Source organism: Lentzea aerocolonigenes, from assembly GCF_000955955.1.
In the GTDB taxonomy this organism is placed as follows: Bacteria; Actinomycetota; Actinomycetes; order Mycobacteriales; family Pseudonocardiaceae; genus Lentzea; species Lentzea aerocolonigenes_A.
The window spans coordinates 1-18,402 of sequence record NZ_JYJG01000443.1 but is presented as its reverse complement, the minus strand read 5'-3'; the positions used below and the strand labels follow the sequence as shown (position 1 = coordinate 18,402).

The window sequence follows — 18,402 nt, the reverse complement described above, 5'->3', positions numbered from 1 at the left end:
CCGCCAGCCCCTGCTGGCTCAACCCGGCGTCACGCCGATACCACAGCAACAACTCGCCAAAAGTCGACCCGCACTCCGACGCTCCCACCGGGCCAACATAACTGCTTATAGGTATTATTACTAAGTTGTGTTGGCACGATGGGCCCGGATGGATCAGCCAGAACGCCCCGGTACCGCGCAGCAGTCTTCCGACCGCGACCGAGGAGAACACAGGCCGAAAGAGCACGACCGCGACAACACGAGGCACCACACCGCCACCTCCGGCATCGACACCTCGAACACGAAGGGCTGCGACCTCCTCCCCCGCCGCATACCTTGATCACCAGCCAGACGCAAGCCCGCGCTGGACCGGTGCGGCCGTTCGATCCCGATGTCGAAGCAGAAGGGCATGTCCCCCTGCCCCTTTGCACCTCGCGGACCGCCGGGTTGAATGGTCGGCGTGACGGAGCTGCGCGAGGAACCACCCGGTCCGTCCTTCGGCCACACTCTGCTGAGATACCGGACCGAGGCCGGGCTGTCGCAGAGGGATCTGGCGCTTGCCTCCGGGTTGAGTGTGCGTGCGCTGCGCGAGCTGGAGCGCGGACGGGCGGCAGCCGCTCAGGAGAAGTCCACCGAGCTGCTGGCGACAGCGCTGGGACTGACCGGTGACGAACGCGAATCGTTCCTCCTGCTGGCCAGGGAGGGCAGGCGCAGGTCCAGCCTCTCCGGCACCAGGACGATGTTGTACGGCCTGCCTGCCGTACCCGCGCTGGTCGGCAGGGACGACGAGCTCGACCAGCTGGCCCGCGCCGCGCGAGCAGGGGGCACCGCGGTCGTGATCGGACCTCCGGGTGTCGGCAAGACCTCACTCGCCGTGGCTGCCGCGGACCGCCTGAAGGTGCTGTTCCCGGACGGCTGCCTCGCGATCGACCTCCGCGGTGTGGACGATCACCCCGTCACGGCGGCGCCCGCGCTGGAGCGGATGCTCACCGCTCTCGGCGTGCCCGCCCGCCGCATCCCGCCGGGAGAGGCTGAACGGAGTTCGCTCTTCCGCACCTTGATGCGGGACCGCCGCATCCTGGTCCTGCTGGACAACGCCGCGGACGACGCCCAGGTGCTGCCGTTGCTGGCCGGTGGTGATCACAGCTTCACGATCGTGACGTGCCGGCGCTCGCTCGGGGGTCTGGAACCGGCGCAGCGCCTGGTGCTCGACGTGCTGCCCGAGCAGAGCGCCGTCGACCTCCTGACCACGATCGTGGGCGAGGACGTCGTGCAGGCCGACGCCGCCGCCGCCAAGGAGGTGGTGGAGCTGTGCGGCAACCTGCCGCTGGCCGTGCGGATCGTCGGCAACCGCCTGGCGACCCGCCGGCACTGGTCGCTGTCCTACCTGGCGGGACAGCTCCGCGACGAACGCCGCCGGCTCGACTCGCTCGCGGCGGGCGACCTGCGGCTCCGGCCTGCCTTCGAGGTCTCGCTGCGCAGGCTCAGCCCCGCGGCGCAGGAGGTGTTCCGCAGGCTCGCCCTCGTCCCCGGGGCCCACTTCAGCGAGGAGCTCGCGGCGGTCGTCACCGGCGTCCCCCAGGACGAGGTCGAGGCACAGCTGGACGAACTGGTCGAAGCATCCCTGCTCACCGTGACGGCCGCACGGATGCGATTGCAGTTCCACGACCTCGTCCGGTTGTTCGCCCAGGAACGCCTGGCGGCGGAGGAACCGGAGGACGTCCGGGCACGGCTGCAGGACGACCTCCTCACGCATGTGCTGCGCAAGACCACCGACGCCTCGAAGCTGTTCCTCGCCAAGATGACCGGCATGCCGCAGGACAGCCCGTTCCGCTCCCAGGACGAGGCGAAGGAGTGGCTGGAGCAGGAGTCCACCAACTGGCTCCCGGTGGTGAGCCGGGCGACGGAGGCCCGCCGGTACCGCGAGGTGGTCGACTGCACCTGGGCGCTGTACAACTACGCGCACGGGCGTGAGCCGATGTACCCCTGGCCCGACGTGTTCGGATGCGGTGTGCGCGCCGCGAGGGAGCTGGGGGATCGGACGGCGGAGGTCAACCTGCTCGCCCAGTACGGAACGTCCTTCCACTGGAGCCTGGGCGAGAGCGAACGGGCGCGGGACGTCCTGCTGGGAGCGCTGGCCCTCGCCGAGGAGATCGACCACCACTTCGGTGCCATGATCGTGCACTCGGCGGTGGGGTGGCCGCTGCTGTCCCTCGGAGAGCCCGAGGAGGCGCTGCGGCACGTCGACCTCGCGTCCGAGATGTCGGAGTCGTACGACTTCTTCGAAACCCGGTTCTGGATGCACATCGGGAGCGGCGGCATACGACTCGCGACGGGCCGCTTCAGCGAGGCGCTCACCGTTCTCACCCCGCTGCTCTCGGAGGTCTGCGAACGGATCGGCGAGACGAACCCGGAGGTGGCCGCCAAGACGATGACGCTGGTGCGGATGAACATCGCCGACTGTCTCGCCGGCCTGGGCCGCTGGCAGGAGGCCGCCGAGCAGTACCACGAGGTCATCAGGCTGTTCGGCACGGCCCGGCCGACCTACCGCAGCCGGGTGGAGCTGCTCGTGTGCGAAGGCACGGCGTGGCGCCACGCGGGCGAGTTCCAGCGCGCACACGACTGCCTCACGCTCGCGCTCGACCTCTGCGACGACCCCGCCAACCGCGACGACCGCAAGGCGGTGGAGGCGGAGCTCGCTCTGGTGCCCGCGGAGTAGGTCACGACCACCGGCCAGGCCGATCGGCAACCGCTTCAGTCCTGGGACCAGCGGATTTCAGCCCCGCGTCCCTTGCCCTCGGCCAAGTCGCTCCCACCACGCCGCCGCGTCACCTCCGCAGAGATTCGCGCGGCCGTGCGAGCTCAGTCAGCTGGTGAGCTCCGCGGGCCAAACGTCCCGCCGAGTAGCGGTCTCGCAGCTCCTGTTCGAGGTCCGGACGCTCGAACTCGGGAGCGAGCACCACGGAGTGGTTGAATCGGGCATCTCCGGAGATCTCCAAGGCGTCGACGTCGTGCATGCAGACCGCCTGATGCCGCCAGAACGCGGGAATGAAGATCATGTCTCCGGGTCCTGACACCAGTGCCACCTCCCACGAGGTCCCATTCGGTGCGGCGAGCAGGGTCACGGCTGTTCCGGAGCGCATGACGACGATGCGATCGTCCTCGTGGTAGTGGGGGATCACATGCCGATCGGGCGTCAGAGCCACGCTGTACGCGGAGAGGTCCGACGCTCCGCACAACCCCTCGGTCGCAACGGGTCGGAAGAACTGCTTCTGGGGGCCCTCGATCGTCGCGCCCTGCTGGCTTCCCGCCAGGCTGATCTGCCAGGTGGCACTGACCGACCGCTCGGTCGACGATGGCCGGACTTCGTCCAATTCTGTCATTGCGGAACTCCCGGTCAGCAGGTTGACGGAACGCTCGGTGCGGACTTCTCGACGTGCTGCGAGATGAAGCCGGCCAATCTGATGAGTCCGGTGCGCAGCGCCTCAGGCGTGACCGAGCTGATCGAGATGCGCAGCTGGCGGCGCGGTTTTCCGTCGCCGTGGAACCGGTGGATCGGCACCCACAGAACGCCGTGGTCGGCGGCACACTCCTCGGAAAGTTCATCGGCGGTTTCGAACGGGACGTTCAACACGACGAAGAACCCACCCCGCGGCGCGGACCAGGTGACCTCCGGTACGGAGCCCTCTGGAAACAGTTCGGCCAAGGTGTCCAGTGCGACGGTGAGATTACGGCGATAGTGCCGGGCCACGGCGAGATTTGCGGTGCGCAGGCTGAAACCGTGGTGGATGAGCTTTCCTCCGATGACCGCTTGCGCGATCGGCGAGGTGTTCAGCGTGACCATGTTCTTGATCCGAGCGAGCTCATCCGACAACGTCTCGCCGGGGGCGCCGCCCGTCACCGGTTGGTCGGCCACGACGTAACCCACCCTGGCGCCAGGAACACCGGTCTTGGCGAACGAACCGCAATAGACGACGTGCCTGGCCCTGTCCATCGATTTGATCGTGCGCGGGTGATCTCGATCGGTTGACAGCAGTCCGTACGCGTTGTCCTCCACTATCAGCAACCCGAGTTCGCCGGCGAGTTCGAGCAGTCGCTGTCTGGTGTGCAGTGGCATCGTCGTACCGGTGGGGTTCGCGAAGTCCGGCACGACGTACACGGCACGTGGCCGGAGGCCGGCCGCAACAGCCTCGGCGACTACGTTCTCCAGATCATCCAGGTCGATCCCGTCTGCGCTGTCCTTCACCGACAGCACTTTCAGATCAGCGAGCTCTGCGGCCCCGATGAAGCCGAAATAAGTGGGCTGGACAGCGAGAACCGCATCCTGGTCGGTACGGCGCAGTGCCCGCATCGTCAAGAAGAGTGCCTCTTGGCCGCCCACTGTCACGACGATGGAGTCCGCATCCGCGGTGATCTGTTCATCGACTTCGAGGTGCCGAGCGACGAGGTCGTTGATCACCCCTTTGACACGGCCGTATTGGAGGATCGTCCTGGTCGCGCCGCGCTCATCACCGCCGTAGCTGACCACGAGGTGTTGGTGGAAGAGTTCCAGGTAGTCCTGCACGGCCTTCAAATCGAAGTCGCCCTCGTACGGCGTGCCAGAAGCCAGCGAGATGACATCATCCGCTTTTCCTGACACGACCCGACGAAGAGCGGTCGCATCAGCAAAGGGCATGCTCTGCGTTTCATGGAGGTCGCTCAAAGCGACCGTGAACAGACCCTGACCCACGGCCCTGCTGGTCACGACATCCAACCTCCCTTCCGAATTCGAGCCACTTATGCCTTGCCGGCAAGCCACTCACCCGGGAGAAACTCGCTACGAAGGAGACGGAAAACGGATGCGCGGCAGAGATCACAAAATCGACCACGCCGCCCGTGATGCACCCAAACGATTCCACGACAGATAAAGTCACAACTCTGCAACAGCCATGAAGGTTTCGCTCGCATCGCCTCACATCAACTGACGAACGAGCATGCGGAAGGGTACGGCCGACGTCTGTCGGCAATCAATGTGACTCCGGCCAGCAATGACCTCGAGGGCAACTGCCTCAACCCTTTCGAACAGGCAGTTCCGAGCATCGAGATGTCTCCCGGCAACCGACAGACCGGCGACAGCAACACGGCGGAGTCCGATGGCCGGGCAATCGGTTCGAAGCGCGGCGTCAACCGCAGCGGCGTCACCGAGGTACCACAGGTTGAGCCGCTCCCGCTCGTTGCTGCCCGGCACGTCGTCCGGGAGGGAACCGACGGTGAGCGTCCGCCGGCCCGCTCACGGTCAGCCCCGGTGCCCGCGGAGATCACCGCGGTCAACGCCCGCGCCAACCGACCGGTTCACCTCACGTCCGCTCATGCCGACGTGAAGTTGGGCTTTCGACGCCCGCCAGGATGCTGGTCGTCGTCACGATTGGAACGTTGAGGTGATCGCCTGGGTGACCGCTGTGATCGCTGGTGTGGCGGTGCCGGGGAGCCGGGCCACGAGGACCCGGCGGATCTCGGGTGGCGCGCCCTGGACCTGCAGGGAGATCACGCCCGGCGGGACGATCGGCGACAGGCTTTCCGGGATCGTGGTGACGCCGAGACCGCCGGCGACCAGGTGCAGTTTCGTCAGCCAGTCGCGTGCGCTGTGGACGATGCGGCCTCGACCGGGCAGCCCCGGCCAGACCCCGAGCAAGGGCTCCGCGCTCGACGAGTGCGTGGCGATCCAGGGCGCGTCGACCAGTTCGTCGACGTGCACGGATGTGCGGCCCGCGAACGTGCCGGTGGCCGGTGCCGCCACGACGAGTTCGGTGTCGTGGGCGGTGGTGACGTGCAGGCGTGGTGACTCGCCGTCCGGTGGCCGGTGCGGTGGCCGGGAGGTGAGTACGGCGATGTCGATCGAACCCGTGCGCAACGCGCGGGCCAGGCTGGGTGTGGTGCCTTCGCGGGTGGTGACCCGGACCCGTGGCGCTGTCCGGGCGAGTCGGGCGAGCACGGCGGGAAGGAGGACCGGTCCGGCACTGGGGACGTAGCCGAGGCGCACCAGTTCCGTGCGTGGAGTCCCACCGGTCAGGTCGCGTTCGGCTGCGTCGACCGACTCCAGGATCGTGCGGGCGTGGCGCAGCAGCGTCAGTCCGGGCCGGGTGAGCCGTACGCCGTCGGTCCGCCGCTCGAACAGGGTGGCGCCGGCGCTGCGTTCGAGGGCGACCGCTTGGCGCGAGACCGCGGACTGCGTGTAGCCCAGCTGCGCGGCGGCCGCGGTGAAGCTGCCGGACTCGGCTATCTGACAAAGCACACGAAGGCTCGTGCTCGACACGTCCATGCGGACTACGCATACCAGAGATGCTGGATCATCGCTTCCCGCATGCCCCTGTCCTGCCTAGCGTGGCGTGGGACGAGACAGAAGGGCTTTCCCATGCGTGCAGCGACACTCACCGCGTTCGGCTCCCCCCTCACCGTGCACGACGTACCCGACCCGGAAGCCGGCAGCGGCGAGGTGCTGGTCGAGGTCCTGGCGACCTGTGTGCCCCCGTACGCGGCCGAGGTGTTCAGCGGCGAACGGCGTTACCCGCTGGAACCACCGGTCGTGCCTGGTGCCGGCGGTATCGGCCGAGTCCTGCGGGTGGGACCGGACGCGACCAAACTGGCGGTGGGGGACCTGGTATGGTGCGACTCGACGGTCCGCGCCCGCGACGATGCCCTGACGCCCGACATCACGCTGCAGGGCTGGAGTTCCCGGGGCGAGGGCGGCGCACGGCTGGCCCGATACCTGCACGACGGACCGTTCGCCGAACTCATGCGGGTGCCTACCGAGAACGTGTACCCCCTGCCCGCCGCCGCAGCAGCCGACCCCGCACGCTGGTCCGCACTCGCTGTGCACACCATTCCCTACGGTGGCCTGCTGGCCGGCCGGCTCGCGGCCGGAGAGACGCTGCTGATCAGTGGCGCGACCGGCAACCTCGGCAGCAGCGCGGTGGCCGTCGCGCTCGCCATGGGCGCAGGGCTCGTAGTGGCCCCGGGACGCAACCGGGCCGCCCTCGACCTGCTCGCCGAGCGGTTCGGCCCACGGGTGAGCCCGGTCGAACTCAGCGGAAACGAGAACACCGACCGGGCGGCGATGGCCGCGGCCGCCAACGGCCCGATCGACATCGTGCTCGACCTCCTGCCGCCCCAGGCACCCAGTTCGGCGGCACGTGCGGCAGCCATGACCGTGCGCGAGTACGGGCGGGTCGTGCTGATGGGCGGCGTCGGCATGCTCGGCGGCGCGGATTTCGCCCTGCCCTACCCCTGGATCATGCGCAACTCGGTGACCGTGCGCGGCCAGTGGATGTACCCGCGCACGGCGAACATCGGCATGATCCGACTCATCGCGACGGGCGCCCTGGACCTCACCTCCGAAGGCGTCACCCGTTTCAACCTCGATCAGGTCAACGACGCAGTCACCTGCGCAGCCGAACACAGCGGCCCCTACGAGCGCACCGTCCTCACGCCAAGGGCCTGAGCACGCTGGTGCTGGCCGCGGTCGGCCGAAGCCGCCTCACCCTCGTCCGGCGCCCGGCCCGTCACGTAGAGGTCACCCGCCTCCAACGCCCGCACAGCCGCCAGGTCGCGGTCCAGCTCGGCTTCCGTCCGCGCCGCCAGCCACACGTAGCCCGGCGACGACCTCGCGTCCACCGTCCTCGGGGCCGGGTCGCCTGGGCCGAACCGCGCGGTGACACCCCGATGCGCGGGCAGAGCGGCGAATGCCTCCGGCCAACGGGACCGGCACACTCCCGCCCTGGGGTTGATCAGCCACACGTTGCGCAGCTGCTGCCGCCAGCGCACGTCTCGCTCCTCGAACGCGTCGAACGCCGCCGGGTCCACCAGGGAACGGGCCAGGAGTTCCACGTGCGAGGTGCCGCAGCAGCGCTCCACCTCGGCCGGCTGGAAGCCTCCCATCAGGCGTGGCGCGGTCTCGATGAGAACCGGACCGCGGGCAGTCAGCATCACCTCGCTGTGCGCCGCGCCGGTCACGACGCCCAACGCGGCCACCGCGTCCTTGACGTAGTCCACGACGACATCCGCGCCGGCACGCGGGACCGGTTGCTGGTAGTCGTAGAGCGGGACGCCGCCGGGGCCGGCGGTCTTCCTCGAGCTCCAGACGTCGGACACCTTGTGCACGCCGTCGACGGCGACCGTGTTGACCATGAACTCGTCGCCGGAGAGGAACTCCTGCACGAGCGCTGCCGAGTTGGCCTCACCGAAGAAGTTCTCGGCACCCAGCACCTGCTCGACCGCCTCGCGCACATCGCCGGCGTTCGCGCACACCCGCACGTGGTCGGTGCCGCTGCTGGCCACGGGTTTCACCACCACGCGGGGGTGGCCGCAGGCCGAGTACCAGTCCGCAGCCTCGTCAGGAGACCCGACCTGGGCGGTGGCGGGCGCGGCCAGTCCCGCCGCGTGCAGCTGGGCCGCCATCGCCGCCTTGTCTCGGCGAGCCGCGGTGCGGGCGGGGTCGTTGCCCGGCAGGCCGAGACGGTCGTTCAGCACGTCGGCGAGCGCGACGCCGGAGTCACCACCGGCCAGCACGCGGCCGACCCGCAGCTCGGCCAGAGCCGCCACAGCGGCGTCGAGGGTGCGCTGATGTCCCAGTTCCGCCGAGTACGCGGTCGGGTCGGCCCAGCGGCCGGACAGCCGGGGAGCACTGTGCAGGCCGACGCAGCGAATGCCGTGCCCGCGCAGCGCGACCTCGAGGTGCGCGGTCATCGCGTTGCCGTCGACGACGGCGATCGCCGTGCCCCGCACGTCAACCAGCGCCTTCGTAGCCAACGTGCCTCGCGAGGTCGAGTTCGCGGTTCAGCACGCGTTCCGCGGCCAGCTCCCCGTCGTCCTGGCCGTGCACGACCGTGTAGACGATGCGGGCCGCGCCGACCTCCGCCCGGTGCGCCGCCTCCTCCGCCGTGGCACCGACTGCGATGACGAACCCCGGCCGGTCGAGCGACCACCGCGTCCTGCCGATGTGCTGCCCGACCGCGTAGGTCACGCCCGACTCCACGACCTGCGGGTCCGACCGCACCTGCGCCAGACCGTCCACTGCGACGACCTCGCCCTGCCCGGCTGTCGCGAACCGGATGGCCGCGCCGCGCCGCGCCCGTGGCCGGGCGGTCAGCGGTCCCCTGCGGCCCAGCGCCCAGGCCACCGTCATCTCCTCCATGTCGATGCCGTACACGAGCCGGACGAGGTCGTTGATCCGGTCGCCGCCACGCCGCGCGTGCCCCTCGACCACCCGCGGACCACGTGACGTCAGCTTGACCTCGACGTGGGACGGACCGTGCCGCAGCCCCACCGCGTCGAGGAACTCGGTGACCAGTGCGACGACCTCCTGCGCGACGGCGTCGTCGAGGACGGCGGGAACGGTGTGCCCGGCCTCCACGAACCCGTCGCCCACGAGCTTGTCCGTGAGCGCCAGCACCACGTGCTCACCGTCGAAGGAGAACGACTCGACGCTGATCTCGTGGCCGTCGAGGAACTCCTCCAGCAGGAAGGTCGCCGTGCCGACCTCGGCGAACCGCCTCGCCACCGCGTCGACGCACTCGGGGCCGTCGACCAGCGCGACCCCGTAGCTGCCGGTGGCCGCGACCGGCTTGGCGATGAACGGGAACCCGTGCGCCGCCGCGAACGCCCGCAGGTCGTCCGCCGACCTGCCGAGTGCCGCGGCCACCGGGCTCACCCCGCGTTCGCGCAGCCGCTTCCGCGTCGACCACTTGTCGGTGAGCACGCGGACCGCTTCCCGCGAAGGACCGCGCAGGCCCAGCCGGTCGGTCAGCGCCGCCGCGGGCAGCAACGCGTTCTCGAGGGTCGCCACGATCGCGTCGAACGGCCGCACCCGGTGCAGGTCCGCGACCAGGTCCAGGAAGGAGTCGGTGGTGTAGTCCAGCACCAGCGTCACGTCCACCGCGGCGGGTCGTTCCGCCGGGACGTCACCGTGCCGGACCACCCACCACACCTCAGCACCCAGCGCCGCCGCAGCGGCGGCGGTGGACTTGAGGTCGCCGATGACGAGCACCCGTTGTTCCACCGCACCGATATTGCCAGACGTTGCCTAATCGAGGCAATGCGTGGCACCGCGCAGATCCGGTCAGAGGAAATGACCGCTGGCGAGGTAGGGCGCGGGCTCACCCATGCCACGCACCGCGAGGTACCCCTCCTGCCCGATGTCGAGCTTTGCGGCGAGCCCGACGTCGACCGCCCAGTGGTTGGCGGTGGTGATGCAGTTGACCAGCGTGTCGCCCTGCGCGGAGGCGAGTGCCTCCCACAGCAGGTCCTGCGCGATGTCCTCGCTCGACGCGGCGAGCAGCGCCGCCCGGCCGCGACTGTCGACGTAGACGTACCCGTGCGCCGACCGGTCCCGCCGCCGCGCGACCACGAGTCGCATGTTCTTCACCAGGTAGCCGTGGTCGGGCCCGTGGCCGGCGCCGCGCAGGGAGCGGTCCAGCTCGTCCATCCAGCCGAAGTCGGCCGCGTCGCCGTCGCGCAGCCCGGTGATCGAGGGCAACGTCGAGCGGTCGACCTCGCCGACCATGCGCAGCTGCGGGTACAACGTGAAGCCCGCCAGCCGGTAGCGCCGCGTCGCGCCGGGATGCACGGTGGAGGAGAACATGCCCTGCCTGCCGTCGGCGTGGGCGAGCACGGCATCCATCAGCCGCCTGCCGATGCCACCACCCTGTCTGTCCGGCAGCACGCCGTAGGTGGCGAGGTACCAGAACCGCTCGCGGTTCTGCGAGATCGCGAACCCGACGACCTCCTCGCCGTCCGTCGCGACCCAGCACCCGCCTGGATCAGTGGTGAGCAGGTAGCGCATCCGCTCGATCCACTGCGCGGACGCCGTTTCGGACCTGGGCTGCGGCTCCGGCTCGTTCACCCGCCGGGTGAGCCGGTCGCCCTCGTGGAACGTCACGGCCGACGCGCGTTCCGCCCCGGCGAGATCGTCCTCGCGCATGAGCCTCACCTGCACTGACTCCATGCCGACGGACCTTACCGAAGGTGCACCGCGTTTGCCTCATGTTGTCAAACTGTGGCAACGTGGCAGACGAGCTGTCCGCGACAACCAGGGGGAGCGATGGCCGGCGTGCCGAAGTCCGTGCTGCTGATCGGGGGTGCGGGACCGGTCTCCTCGAGCCGCGACATCGTCGCGGACGCACTGGCCCAGGCCCACGCCAGAGGGCTGCGGACGTACGTGATCACCAGTGCCGGCCTGCTGGCATCGGCACCCGCGGTCACGGCGGCCGCATCGGCGACCGCCGTCGTGGATCCCGACGACCCGGCCGCGTGCGTGCGCTGGGCACGGGAACGGACAGCCGCCGGGGAAGGGTTCGACGTCGTGCTCGGACTCCGCGACGCGGTGCTGCCCTCGGTGGCGGCCGTCAGCGAGGCGCTCGGCACACCGGGCAACTCCCCTGCCGCGGTGCGGCGCAGTCAGCGCAAGGACGAGTGCAGGCAGGTCCTCGCGGCGGCCGGGCTGCCACAGCCGGCGGTGCGGCTCTGCGCGAGCCTCGCCGACGCGGTGGCGTTCGCCGGCGAGGTGGCCGGTCCGTGGGTGGTGAAGCCCCGCGGTGGTCAGGGCAGCGAGGGCGTGCACCTGGCCCGCGACGAGGCTTCGCTGCGTGCCGCGGTCGCCGCATCACCGCCGGAGTTCCTCGTCGAGGAGTTCGTCTCCGGTCAGGAGTACAGCGCGGAAGGGGTGTTCCTCCGCGGTGTGCCGCACGTGCTGGCGCTGACCGCCAAGGAGACGGCGGGCTTCGTCGAGGTCGCCCACACCCTCCCCGCGGAACTGCCCGCGCCGGTAGCCGGCGAGGTGTCCGGTCAGGTGCGGCGCGCGGCGGCGGCACTCGGTCTGTCCCACGGTGTTTTCCACGTCGAGTTCTGGGTCACCGCGCACGGTGTCGTACTGGGCGAGGTGCACCCGCGGCCCGGCGGCGACTGGATCCACCGCCTGCTCGGCCACGCGGTACCGGAGGCGGAGATGTTCGGCCTGGTCTACGACGACCAGCTGACCGGCGGCGCGACCCCACCGCCCGCACCGTCACGGGCGGCCACCTCCCGCTACTTCACGCCGCCACCAGGCCGGTTGCGCGAGGTCGAGGGCTGGGAAGAGGTCGTCGCACACCCGAAGGTGCTGCACGCGGAACTGACCGTGCGGCCAGGTGAGGTCATTCCGCCCGTCCACGCGTCGGGCGATCGGTGCGGCCTGCTCGTCATCGGCGGCGACACCGTCGAGCAGGCCCGCGAACGCGCGGACGACCTCATGGCCGCTGTGCGGTTCGAGGTGGAGGCGTCGTGACGCCTCTCTCCCCCGCCCCCGCCGCCGAGGAGCTCGGTGCGCGCCTGCGCTGGTCGCTCGCGGTGGACCAGGGACTCGGCTGCCTCGGCCTGTACTCGGTGCTGCCCGTACTCGGCGTGCTGCTCGCGACGGGGTCCAGCACCGCGTTCGTCGGCATCGGCCTGTTCGCCTACTCCGCGTCGGCCGGGCTGTCGGCGCTGTTGCTCAACCGGTGGCTCACGAGGCTCACCTACCTGCGCGGCATGGCGGGCAGCATGGTGCTCAGCGCCGTCGCGTTCGGGTCGCTGCCGCACGTCGGCTCGCCACTGGCGAAAGTCGCGCTGCTCGTGATCGCCGGGCTCGGGGTCAGCGTCCACTACCTCATGTCCAGGGTGCTGATCGCCGAGGAGCTGCGCAGCGACATCGGCCGCAACCGGATGTACTCGATGCTGCAGATCGCGGTGAACCTGGCCGCCGCGCTCGGCCCGTTCATCGGCGGCTTCCTCATCGTCGTCGACGCGAAGCTGCTGCTGGCCGTGGTCGCCGCGTGCTATCTGCTGGCCGGCCTCGCGGTGTTCGCCGGTGTGCCAGGCGGCCTGCGCCCCGCGCCCGCGGCCGCCGCGTGGCCCATCAGCGGCGAGGTGCTGCGCTGGACGGTGACCGATCCGGCCACCCGCAGGCTGGTGGTCATCGGCGCGACCGGGGCGTTCGTGTACGGGCACTTCTACTCGGCGATCGCACTGCTGGTCGCGCAGGAGTTCGCGGACTCGAAGTTCCTGCGCGGCGCGTTGATCGCCGGGCCGGCGCTGGCGATCGCGGTGTTCCAGGGTCCGGTCACCGCGGTGGTCACGAGGATCATGCGGCGCGGGGCGACGCCGTTCACCGTGCTGGTGCGGGGTTCCTTCATCTTCACGCTGGCGCTGTTCACGCTCGGCCTGGACGTGCCGGCGTGGTGGGGTACCGCGATCGCGGTGTCGATCTTCGCGCTGGCCGAGATGGTGTTCACACCGATGCAGAGCACCGCGTTCGCCGGGCTCGCCATCGAGTCGAAGTTCGAGGCGTTCAACCTGCGCCAGGTCTGCTGGACCGCGGGCGAGGCACTCGGTTCGCTCGCGGGCGGCAGCGTGTTCCTCACGATGTACTACGCGGGCGCGCACCACGTGTACTGGCTGGCACTCGCTGCCTTCGTCCTCGTCGTCACGACGCTGCTGGCCTGGGGTTCACGACGCGCCGGCTGACCACGCCGCACCGCGGCCCGCTCGGCGATCGAACGAGCCGCGGTGCCATCGCGGACCGGGTCAGCTCGCGACGGGCCCGGCCATGATCGCGTCGACCAGCGGGCCCGGCCCGTAGCGCAGCACGTCGGTCGCGGGCAGGCCGGTCTCCTCGGTGATCCGGGCCAGCTCGGCGCGGGCCTGCTCGTCCGGCACCGCACCGGTGATGACGGAGACACCGACGACCCGCGCCGGTCCGTCCGGCCACAGCCACCGGGCGGCCTCCTCGTTGATCTCGATGGCCCGCTTCAACGGCGGCAGCGGCCAGTCCGGCATCAGCTTGATCGCCGGGCGGCGCAGGTCGTGGCAGAGGATCATCGAATCCGGCCGGGTGCCGTGCAGCAGTCCGAGCGTCACCGCGGAGAAGCGCGGGTGGTTCAACGCACCCTGCCCCTCGACGAGCACCAGGTCGTGCTCCCGCACCGCGTCGCACACCTCGTCCTCGACCACGCTGTTGACGAAGTCGCTCATGATCGCGTCGACCGGCACACCGCGACCGGTGATCATCATCGCGATCTGGCCCGTCGCCACGAACGCGGGACCGAGCCCGCGGGCCGCGCTCTCCCGCTCGATCTCGAGCATCGTGGTCATCTTGCCGATGCCGCAGTCCGTGCCGACCGCGAGAACGGTCCTCGTGCCCGGACGGTGCTCGCGAACGCGGACGATCGGCTTGCCGTCCGCGTCGAGAGGCGTCCGGTACCGCTCGACCGGCGGGGTGCGCAGATCCCAGATCCTCGCTCCCGACCGCTGCGCGGCGGCCACGATGCGTTCGTCGCCGGAGATCAGGGTGTGCAGACCGTTGACGACGTCGAGGCCCGCCTCCGCCGCCTGCAGGATCTGGTCGCGCCAGTACGGGTGCAGCACGCCGCCGGTCGGTTCGGTGGCGAGCAGCACCCCGTCCGGCCCGTGCTCCAGTGCGGCGGCGACGTCGCGGACGATCGGGGTGCCGTGGCCGAGGCCCAGCACGTCACCGGTGTCCCGCCCGTCGTGTTGCCGGTCGACCGCGACCACGACGCGGTCCGACCGGTAGCGCAGCACGCCGGCCAGTGTTTTCGACGGGTGCGGTGCCATCTCGCCGTCTGCCAGGACGGCAAGCCTTTTCAGATGCTCCATCGCGATCCCCCTGGTAATGGCTGGAAACTCACCCGAGTTTGCCAGAGTTTGCCAAACTCGACAACGGTTGGTGCGGATCGTTGGCAAACCAGGTCAACACATCGACCAGCTCCGCTGTCCACGCGGCAACAGTGCCTTCGTCGAACAGGTCGGCCGAGTACTCGACGAGCACCTCCACCGTCTCCTCACCCGGTACCAGCACCACGTACAGCTCGGTCCTCGCGGCTCCAGGCCGCAGCACCGGACGTGTCGTCGTGCGCAAGCCGGGCAGCGACACCCGCGCCGGTGGCGTGGTGACCACCGTGCACAGCAGGTCCGGCGGCTCCTTCGCACCCACCGCTCGGACGATCTCGGTCAACGGCAGTGCGGCGTGGTCGAGCGAGCGGGCCAGCGCGGAGGAGGCCGCCACGACGAGCCCGGCGAAGTCGTCCACTTCGGACAGTCGCAGGCGCAGCGGCAGCACGTCGCCCAGCAGCCCCACGACGTCCTCGTGTCCTGGCTCCACCCGGTTCGCGCTCGACAGCGGCACCACGACGTCGGTGCGCCCGGTGCGCAGCGAGAGCCAGACCCCGAGCCCCGCCACCAGCACGGCGTTCGGCGTGACCCCGAGTCCGCTCGCCGCCGCCCGCACCGCGCCCAGCCCCGCTTCCGCGCGGTGCAGGCCTCCCCTGCCGGACAGCCGGGCTGGCCGGAGCCGGTCCGCCGGCAGCGACGCGGTCAGCGACGCTCCGCGCAACTCGGTGCGCCAGAACAGTTCCAGCCGTGCACGGTCGCCTCCGCCGAGCACCTCCCGCTCCCATCGCGCGCGGTCGGCGTACTGCGCGACCTGCCGCGGCAGGTCGCGTCCCGCGTACAGCTCCGCCAGGTCCCGCCAGAGCACGGTCAACGACCACGCGTCGCAGATCGCGTGGTGGAACACGGTGACCAGCACGTGCCTGCCGGGGCCGGTCTCGGCCAGGCCGATCCGGAACAGCGGACTCCGGTCGAGCGCGAACGGCGCGGCCACCCAGTCCGAGCACCACGCGCCGGCGTCGGTCACGCGTTCGGGCACCAGGTCGACGGGGAACGCGGGCAGCACCTCGGCGACCAGCTCACCGTCGCGGCACAGGAACCGTGTCCGCAACGCCTCGTGCCGGCGCACCAGTTCCGCCAACGCCCGCCGCAGCACGGGCACGTCGAGATCGCCCTCCACGTCGACCCGGTGCGCGATGTGGTGGACGGACGGCTCGACGAGCCGCTGCTGCTTGTGCCACAGCCTGCTCACCACCGAGGTGACCGGCGACGTGGCGGTGGTCTCCAGCCTCGCGGCGACCGCGCGGATCGTGGGCGCCGCGAAGAACTCGGCCACCGTCATCCGGGTGTCGTGTGCCACCGCGATCCGGTGCACGACTTTGACCGCGTTCAGCGAGTGGCCGCCCGCCGCGAAGAACGACCGGGTGACGCCGATGCGCGGCAAACCCAGTTCGGCGCACCAGATTTCGTGCACCGACAGCTCGGCGTCCGTCACCGGCATCTCGTCGCAGGCAGTGGGCGCCGGCGGGGCCGGTTCCGGCAGCGCGGTGCGGTCCAGCTTGCCGTTCACCTGGTGCGGCAAGCGGTCCAGCGTCACCCATGACCGGGGTACCAGGTGGCCGGGCAACGTCTCAGCGAGGCGGTCCCGCAGCTGCGTCACGTCCACGGCGTCGTGTGCCGGCACGACGTAGGCGACGAGTTCGGCCGCACCGTCGCGATCCGGCCTGGCGATCACGGCCGCCGCGGCCACACCGTCCACTTCGGACAGCGCTGCGGTGACCTCGCCGGGTTCGACGCGGTGACCCCTGATCTTCACCTGGTCGTCGCGCCTGCCCAGGAACTCGATCTCGCCGTCCGGGCGGACCCTGCCGAGATCACCGGTCCGGTAGTCGTCGCCGAACGGCGGCAGGCCGACGTACCCGGTGGCCACCGGCAGCCCGCTGACGCGGATCTCCCCCACCGCGCCGACCGGCACCGCCCTGCCCGCCGCGTCGACGACCTCCACCCGTGCCCCCGTGATGGGCCTGCCGATGGGCGGCCGGGAGCCGAGCACCGGGTCGACGCGGTGCGACGTCACGATGATCGACGTCTCGGTGGGGCCGTACTGGTTGTACAGCGCGCAGAGCGGGTGGCCTGAGAGGAACCAGCGCACGGACGGCGTGATCACCATGGCCTCTCCGGCGGAGAACACCTCACGCAGCGACGACAGGGACGGCCGCTGGTCGAGCAGGTGGCGCAGCGGGCTGAACGGCAGGAACAGCCGCTGCACGCCGTACCGCACCACCAGGTCCGCCAGGTCGTGCCGTTCGCCGGCGTCGACCAGCACGAGGGTCGCGCCCGCGGCGAGCGTCGTGAAGATCTCCTGCACGCTCACGTCGAACGACAGCGAGGTCCACTGGGCCGTGCGCAACGGCTCGTGGTGACGCAGGTGCCACCGCACCAGGTTCACCGGTCCGCGGTGCGGGACGACGACGCCCTTCGGCCGTCCGGTCGAGCCGGAGGTGTAGATGACGTAGGCGGGACCGTCCGGATCGCCGGGCACCGGTTCGTGCGGTGCGGGCACGGCGTCCTCCACGTACTGGACGGGGAGGTCCACCGCCTTGTCCACTGTGGACCTGGAGGTGATCACGAGCGCGGCGGCGCTGTCACCGGCCAGATACCGCAGCCGCGCCGCGGGCAGTTCCGGGTCGAGCGGCAGGTACGCGGCACCCGAGCGCAGCACGGCGAGCACCGCGACGATCAGGTAGGCACCGCGCGGGAGCAGAACGCCGACGACCGCGCCGGGGCCGGCACCACGATCTCGCAGCGCGGCGGCCAGTCCCGCCGCGCGCTCGACCAGTTCCCGGTAGGTCGTCCCGCCGTGCCGTCCCATCAGCGCGACGGTGTCCGGGGTGCGAAGTGCCTGCTGTTCCACCAGTTCGTGCAGGCACGCCTCCGGTCGCCCGGCCTGTTCACCGCTGTCCGCGGTGAGCAGGGCGCGATCGGCCCGCGTGAGGGTGACCAGCTCCGACAGCGGCGCGTCAGGTGCGGTGAGCGCACGGTCCAGCACGTGTCCGACGTAGTCGAGCAGCCGCGAAACGGTGGCCTCGTCGAACAACGCCGTGTCGTACTCGACGACGCACCGCAGTCCATCGCGGTGCTGGGTGAAGTAGTAGGTGAGGTCGAAGGGCGCGCGATCGCTGGGCACGTCCCGCAGCGTCGCGGTGAGCTCGGGTGGGGCGAACTCGATGTCGTCCTGGCGTTCGAACTCGACCATCACGTCGAACAGCGGGTTCCTGCCGAGGTCGCGTTCCGGGTTGACCGCGGCGACGAGTTCGTCGAACTGGACGTCGCGGTGGTCGAGCGCCTCGGTGCTGAGGTCGCGGATCCGATGCGTCAGCTCGGCGAACGACGGGTCGCCCGCCAGGTCGAGCCGCAGAGGCACGGTGTCGAGGAACATGCCGACGACGTCCCGCGCGTCCGGTGGGCGGTTCGACACCGCGGTGCCGACGGTGAAGTCGTCCTGGCCGCTGAACCGCGACAGCACCGCACCGAGCGCGCCGAGCACGGTGGTGAACACCGTGCCCCGCCGCGTGCCCGCGAACACCCGCAGCCGTTCGGCCAGGTCAGCGCCGAACTCACGGGTGACGCTCGCGCCGTCGCCCGACCTCACCGCCGGTCGTGGCCGGTCGGTCGGCAGCTGCAGCAGCGGTGCTCCGTTCAGCACTTCCCGCCAGTGCAGGAGATCCGCGTCGCGGCGCACCGCCACGG

At 70.5% G+C, this 18,402-nt stretch carries 12 protein-coding genes; 4 read left to right on the top strand and 8 right to left on the bottom strand.

The genetic code is table 11. The annotated features are described in order from the left end of the window. Positions 1–439: 439 nt before the first annotated feature. Positions 440–2,698, top strand: coding sequence for an NB-ARC domain-containing protein (locus UK23_RS43005; RefSeq protein ID WP_196778138.1), 2,259 nt, complete (start codon positions 440–442; stop codon positions 2,696–2,698). A gap of 109 nt (positions 2,699–2,807) precedes the next feature. Here UK23_RS43005 and UK23_RS43000 read toward each other — a convergent pair whose 3' ends face one another. From UK23_RS43000 to UK23_RS42985, 3 genes are all read right to left on the bottom strand, one after another. Further along, entirely contained in the window at positions 2,808–3,362 is a 555-nt protein-coding gene (locus UK23_RS43000; RefSeq protein WP_156213806.1) for a cupin domain-containing protein, read from the bottom strand. A gap of 14 nt (positions 3,363–3,376) precedes the next feature. Further along, on the bottom strand, positions 3,377–4,618 hold the full coding sequence (locus UK23_RS42995; protein WP_196778137.1) for a PLP-dependent aminotransferase family protein: 1,242 nt from the start codon (positions 4,616–4,618) through the stop codon (positions 3,377–3,379). 759 nt (positions 4,619–5,377) lie between these two features. Further along, a complete protein-coding gene (locus UK23_RS42985) occupies positions 5,378–6,277 on the bottom strand; it encodes a LysR family transcriptional regulator (protein WP_045317589.1) in 900 nt (299 codons plus the stop codon). Positions 6,278–6,370: 93 nt separating this feature from the next. On the opposite strand from UK23_RS42985, the gene UK23_RS42980 reads away from it, so the two are divergent. Beyond that, complete coding sequence (locus tag UK23_RS42980; RefSeq protein ID WP_045317588.1) at positions 6,371–7,456, top strand: alcohol dehydrogenase catalytic domain-containing protein; 1,086 nt, start codon at positions 6,371–6,373, stop codon at positions 7,454–7,456. On the opposite strand, the gene UK23_RS42975 is transcribed toward UK23_RS42980, so the two are convergent. From UK23_RS42975 to UK23_RS42965, 3 genes are read right to left on the bottom strand one after another with little or no spacing between them, the layout of a single operon-like run. Then, positions 7,423–8,763: an ATP-grasp domain-containing protein gene (locus UK23_RS42975; protein ID WP_156213805.1), complete on the bottom strand. Its 1,341-nt coding sequence runs from the start codon at positions 8,761–8,763 to the stop codon at positions 7,423–7,425. The two genes, UK23_RS42980 and UK23_RS42975, sit on opposite strands and share 34 nt — an antisense overlap. Beyond that, a complete protein-coding gene (locus UK23_RS42970; protein WP_082115440.1) occupies positions 8,741–10,012 on the bottom strand; it encodes an ATP-grasp domain-containing protein in 1,272 nt (423 codons plus the stop codon). The genes UK23_RS42975 and UK23_RS42970 overlap by 23 nt, the downstream gene beginning before the upstream one ends. 60 nt (positions 10,013–10,072) lie before the next feature. After that, positions 10,073–10,957, bottom strand: a complete 885-nt coding sequence (locus tag UK23_RS42965; RefSeq protein WP_045317587.1) for a GNAT family N-acetyltransferase — start codon at positions 10,955–10,957, stop codon at positions 10,073–10,075. A gap of 96 nt (positions 10,958–11,053) precedes the next feature. On the opposite strand from UK23_RS42965, the gene UK23_RS42960 reads away from it, so the two are divergent. Beyond that, positions 11,054–12,274, top strand: coding sequence for an ATP-grasp domain-containing protein (locus UK23_RS42960; protein ID WP_045317586.1), 1,221 nt, complete (start codon positions 11,054–11,056; stop codon positions 12,272–12,274). Then, positions 12,271–13,491: an MFS transporter gene (locus UK23_RS42955; RefSeq protein ID WP_045317585.1), complete on the top strand. Its 1,221-nt coding sequence runs from the start codon at positions 12,271–12,273 to the stop codon at positions 13,489–13,491. Before UK23_RS42960 ends, UK23_RS42955 begins: the two co-directional genes overlap by 4 nt. A gap of 60 nt (positions 13,492–13,551) precedes the next feature. On the opposite strand, the gene UK23_RS42950 is transcribed toward UK23_RS42955, so the two are convergent. Together UK23_RS42950 and UK23_RS42945 are read right to left on the bottom strand one after the other, a co-directional pair. Further along, the gene (locus tag UK23_RS42950; RefSeq protein ID WP_045317584.1) at positions 13,552–14,640 is read right to left on the bottom strand and encodes a DUF1611 domain-containing protein; all 1,089 of its coding nucleotides are present in this window, start codon (positions 14,638–14,640) and stop codon (positions 13,552–13,554) included. Positions 14,641–14,668: 28 nt separating this feature from the next. Further along, the coding region (locus UK23_RS42945) for a non-ribosomal peptide synthetase (RefSeq protein WP_045317583.1) at positions 14,669–18,402 on the bottom strand (3,734 nt) is incomplete at its 5' end.

What these genes read in the sequence shown, in the direction of transcription:
- UK23_RS43000 (WP_156213806.1), bottom strand. Translation starts at nt 3,362, where the DNA reads ATGACAGAATTGGACGAAGTCCGGCCATCGTCGACCGAGCGGTCGGTC.
- UK23_RS42985 (WP_045317589.1), bottom strand. Translation starts at nt 6,277, where the DNA reads ATGGACGTGTCGAGCACGAGCCTTCGTGTGCTTTGTCAGATAGCCGAG.
- UK23_RS42980 (WP_045317588.1), top strand. Translation starts at nt 6,371, where the DNA reads ATGCGTGCAGCGACACTCACCGCGTTCGGCTCCCCCCTCACCGTGCAC.
- UK23_RS42965 (WP_045317587.1), bottom strand. Translation starts at nt 10,957, where the DNA reads ATGGAGTCAGTGCAGGTGAGGCTCATGCGCGAGGACGATCTCGCCGGG.
- UK23_RS42960 (WP_045317586.1), top strand. Translation starts at nt 11,054, where the DNA reads ATGGCCGGCGTGCCGAAGTCCGTGCTGCTGATCGGGGGTGCGGGACCG.
- UK23_RS42950 (WP_045317584.1), bottom strand. Translation starts at nt 14,640, where the DNA reads ATGGAGCATCTGAAAAGGCTTGCCGTCCTGGCAGACGGCGAGATGGCA.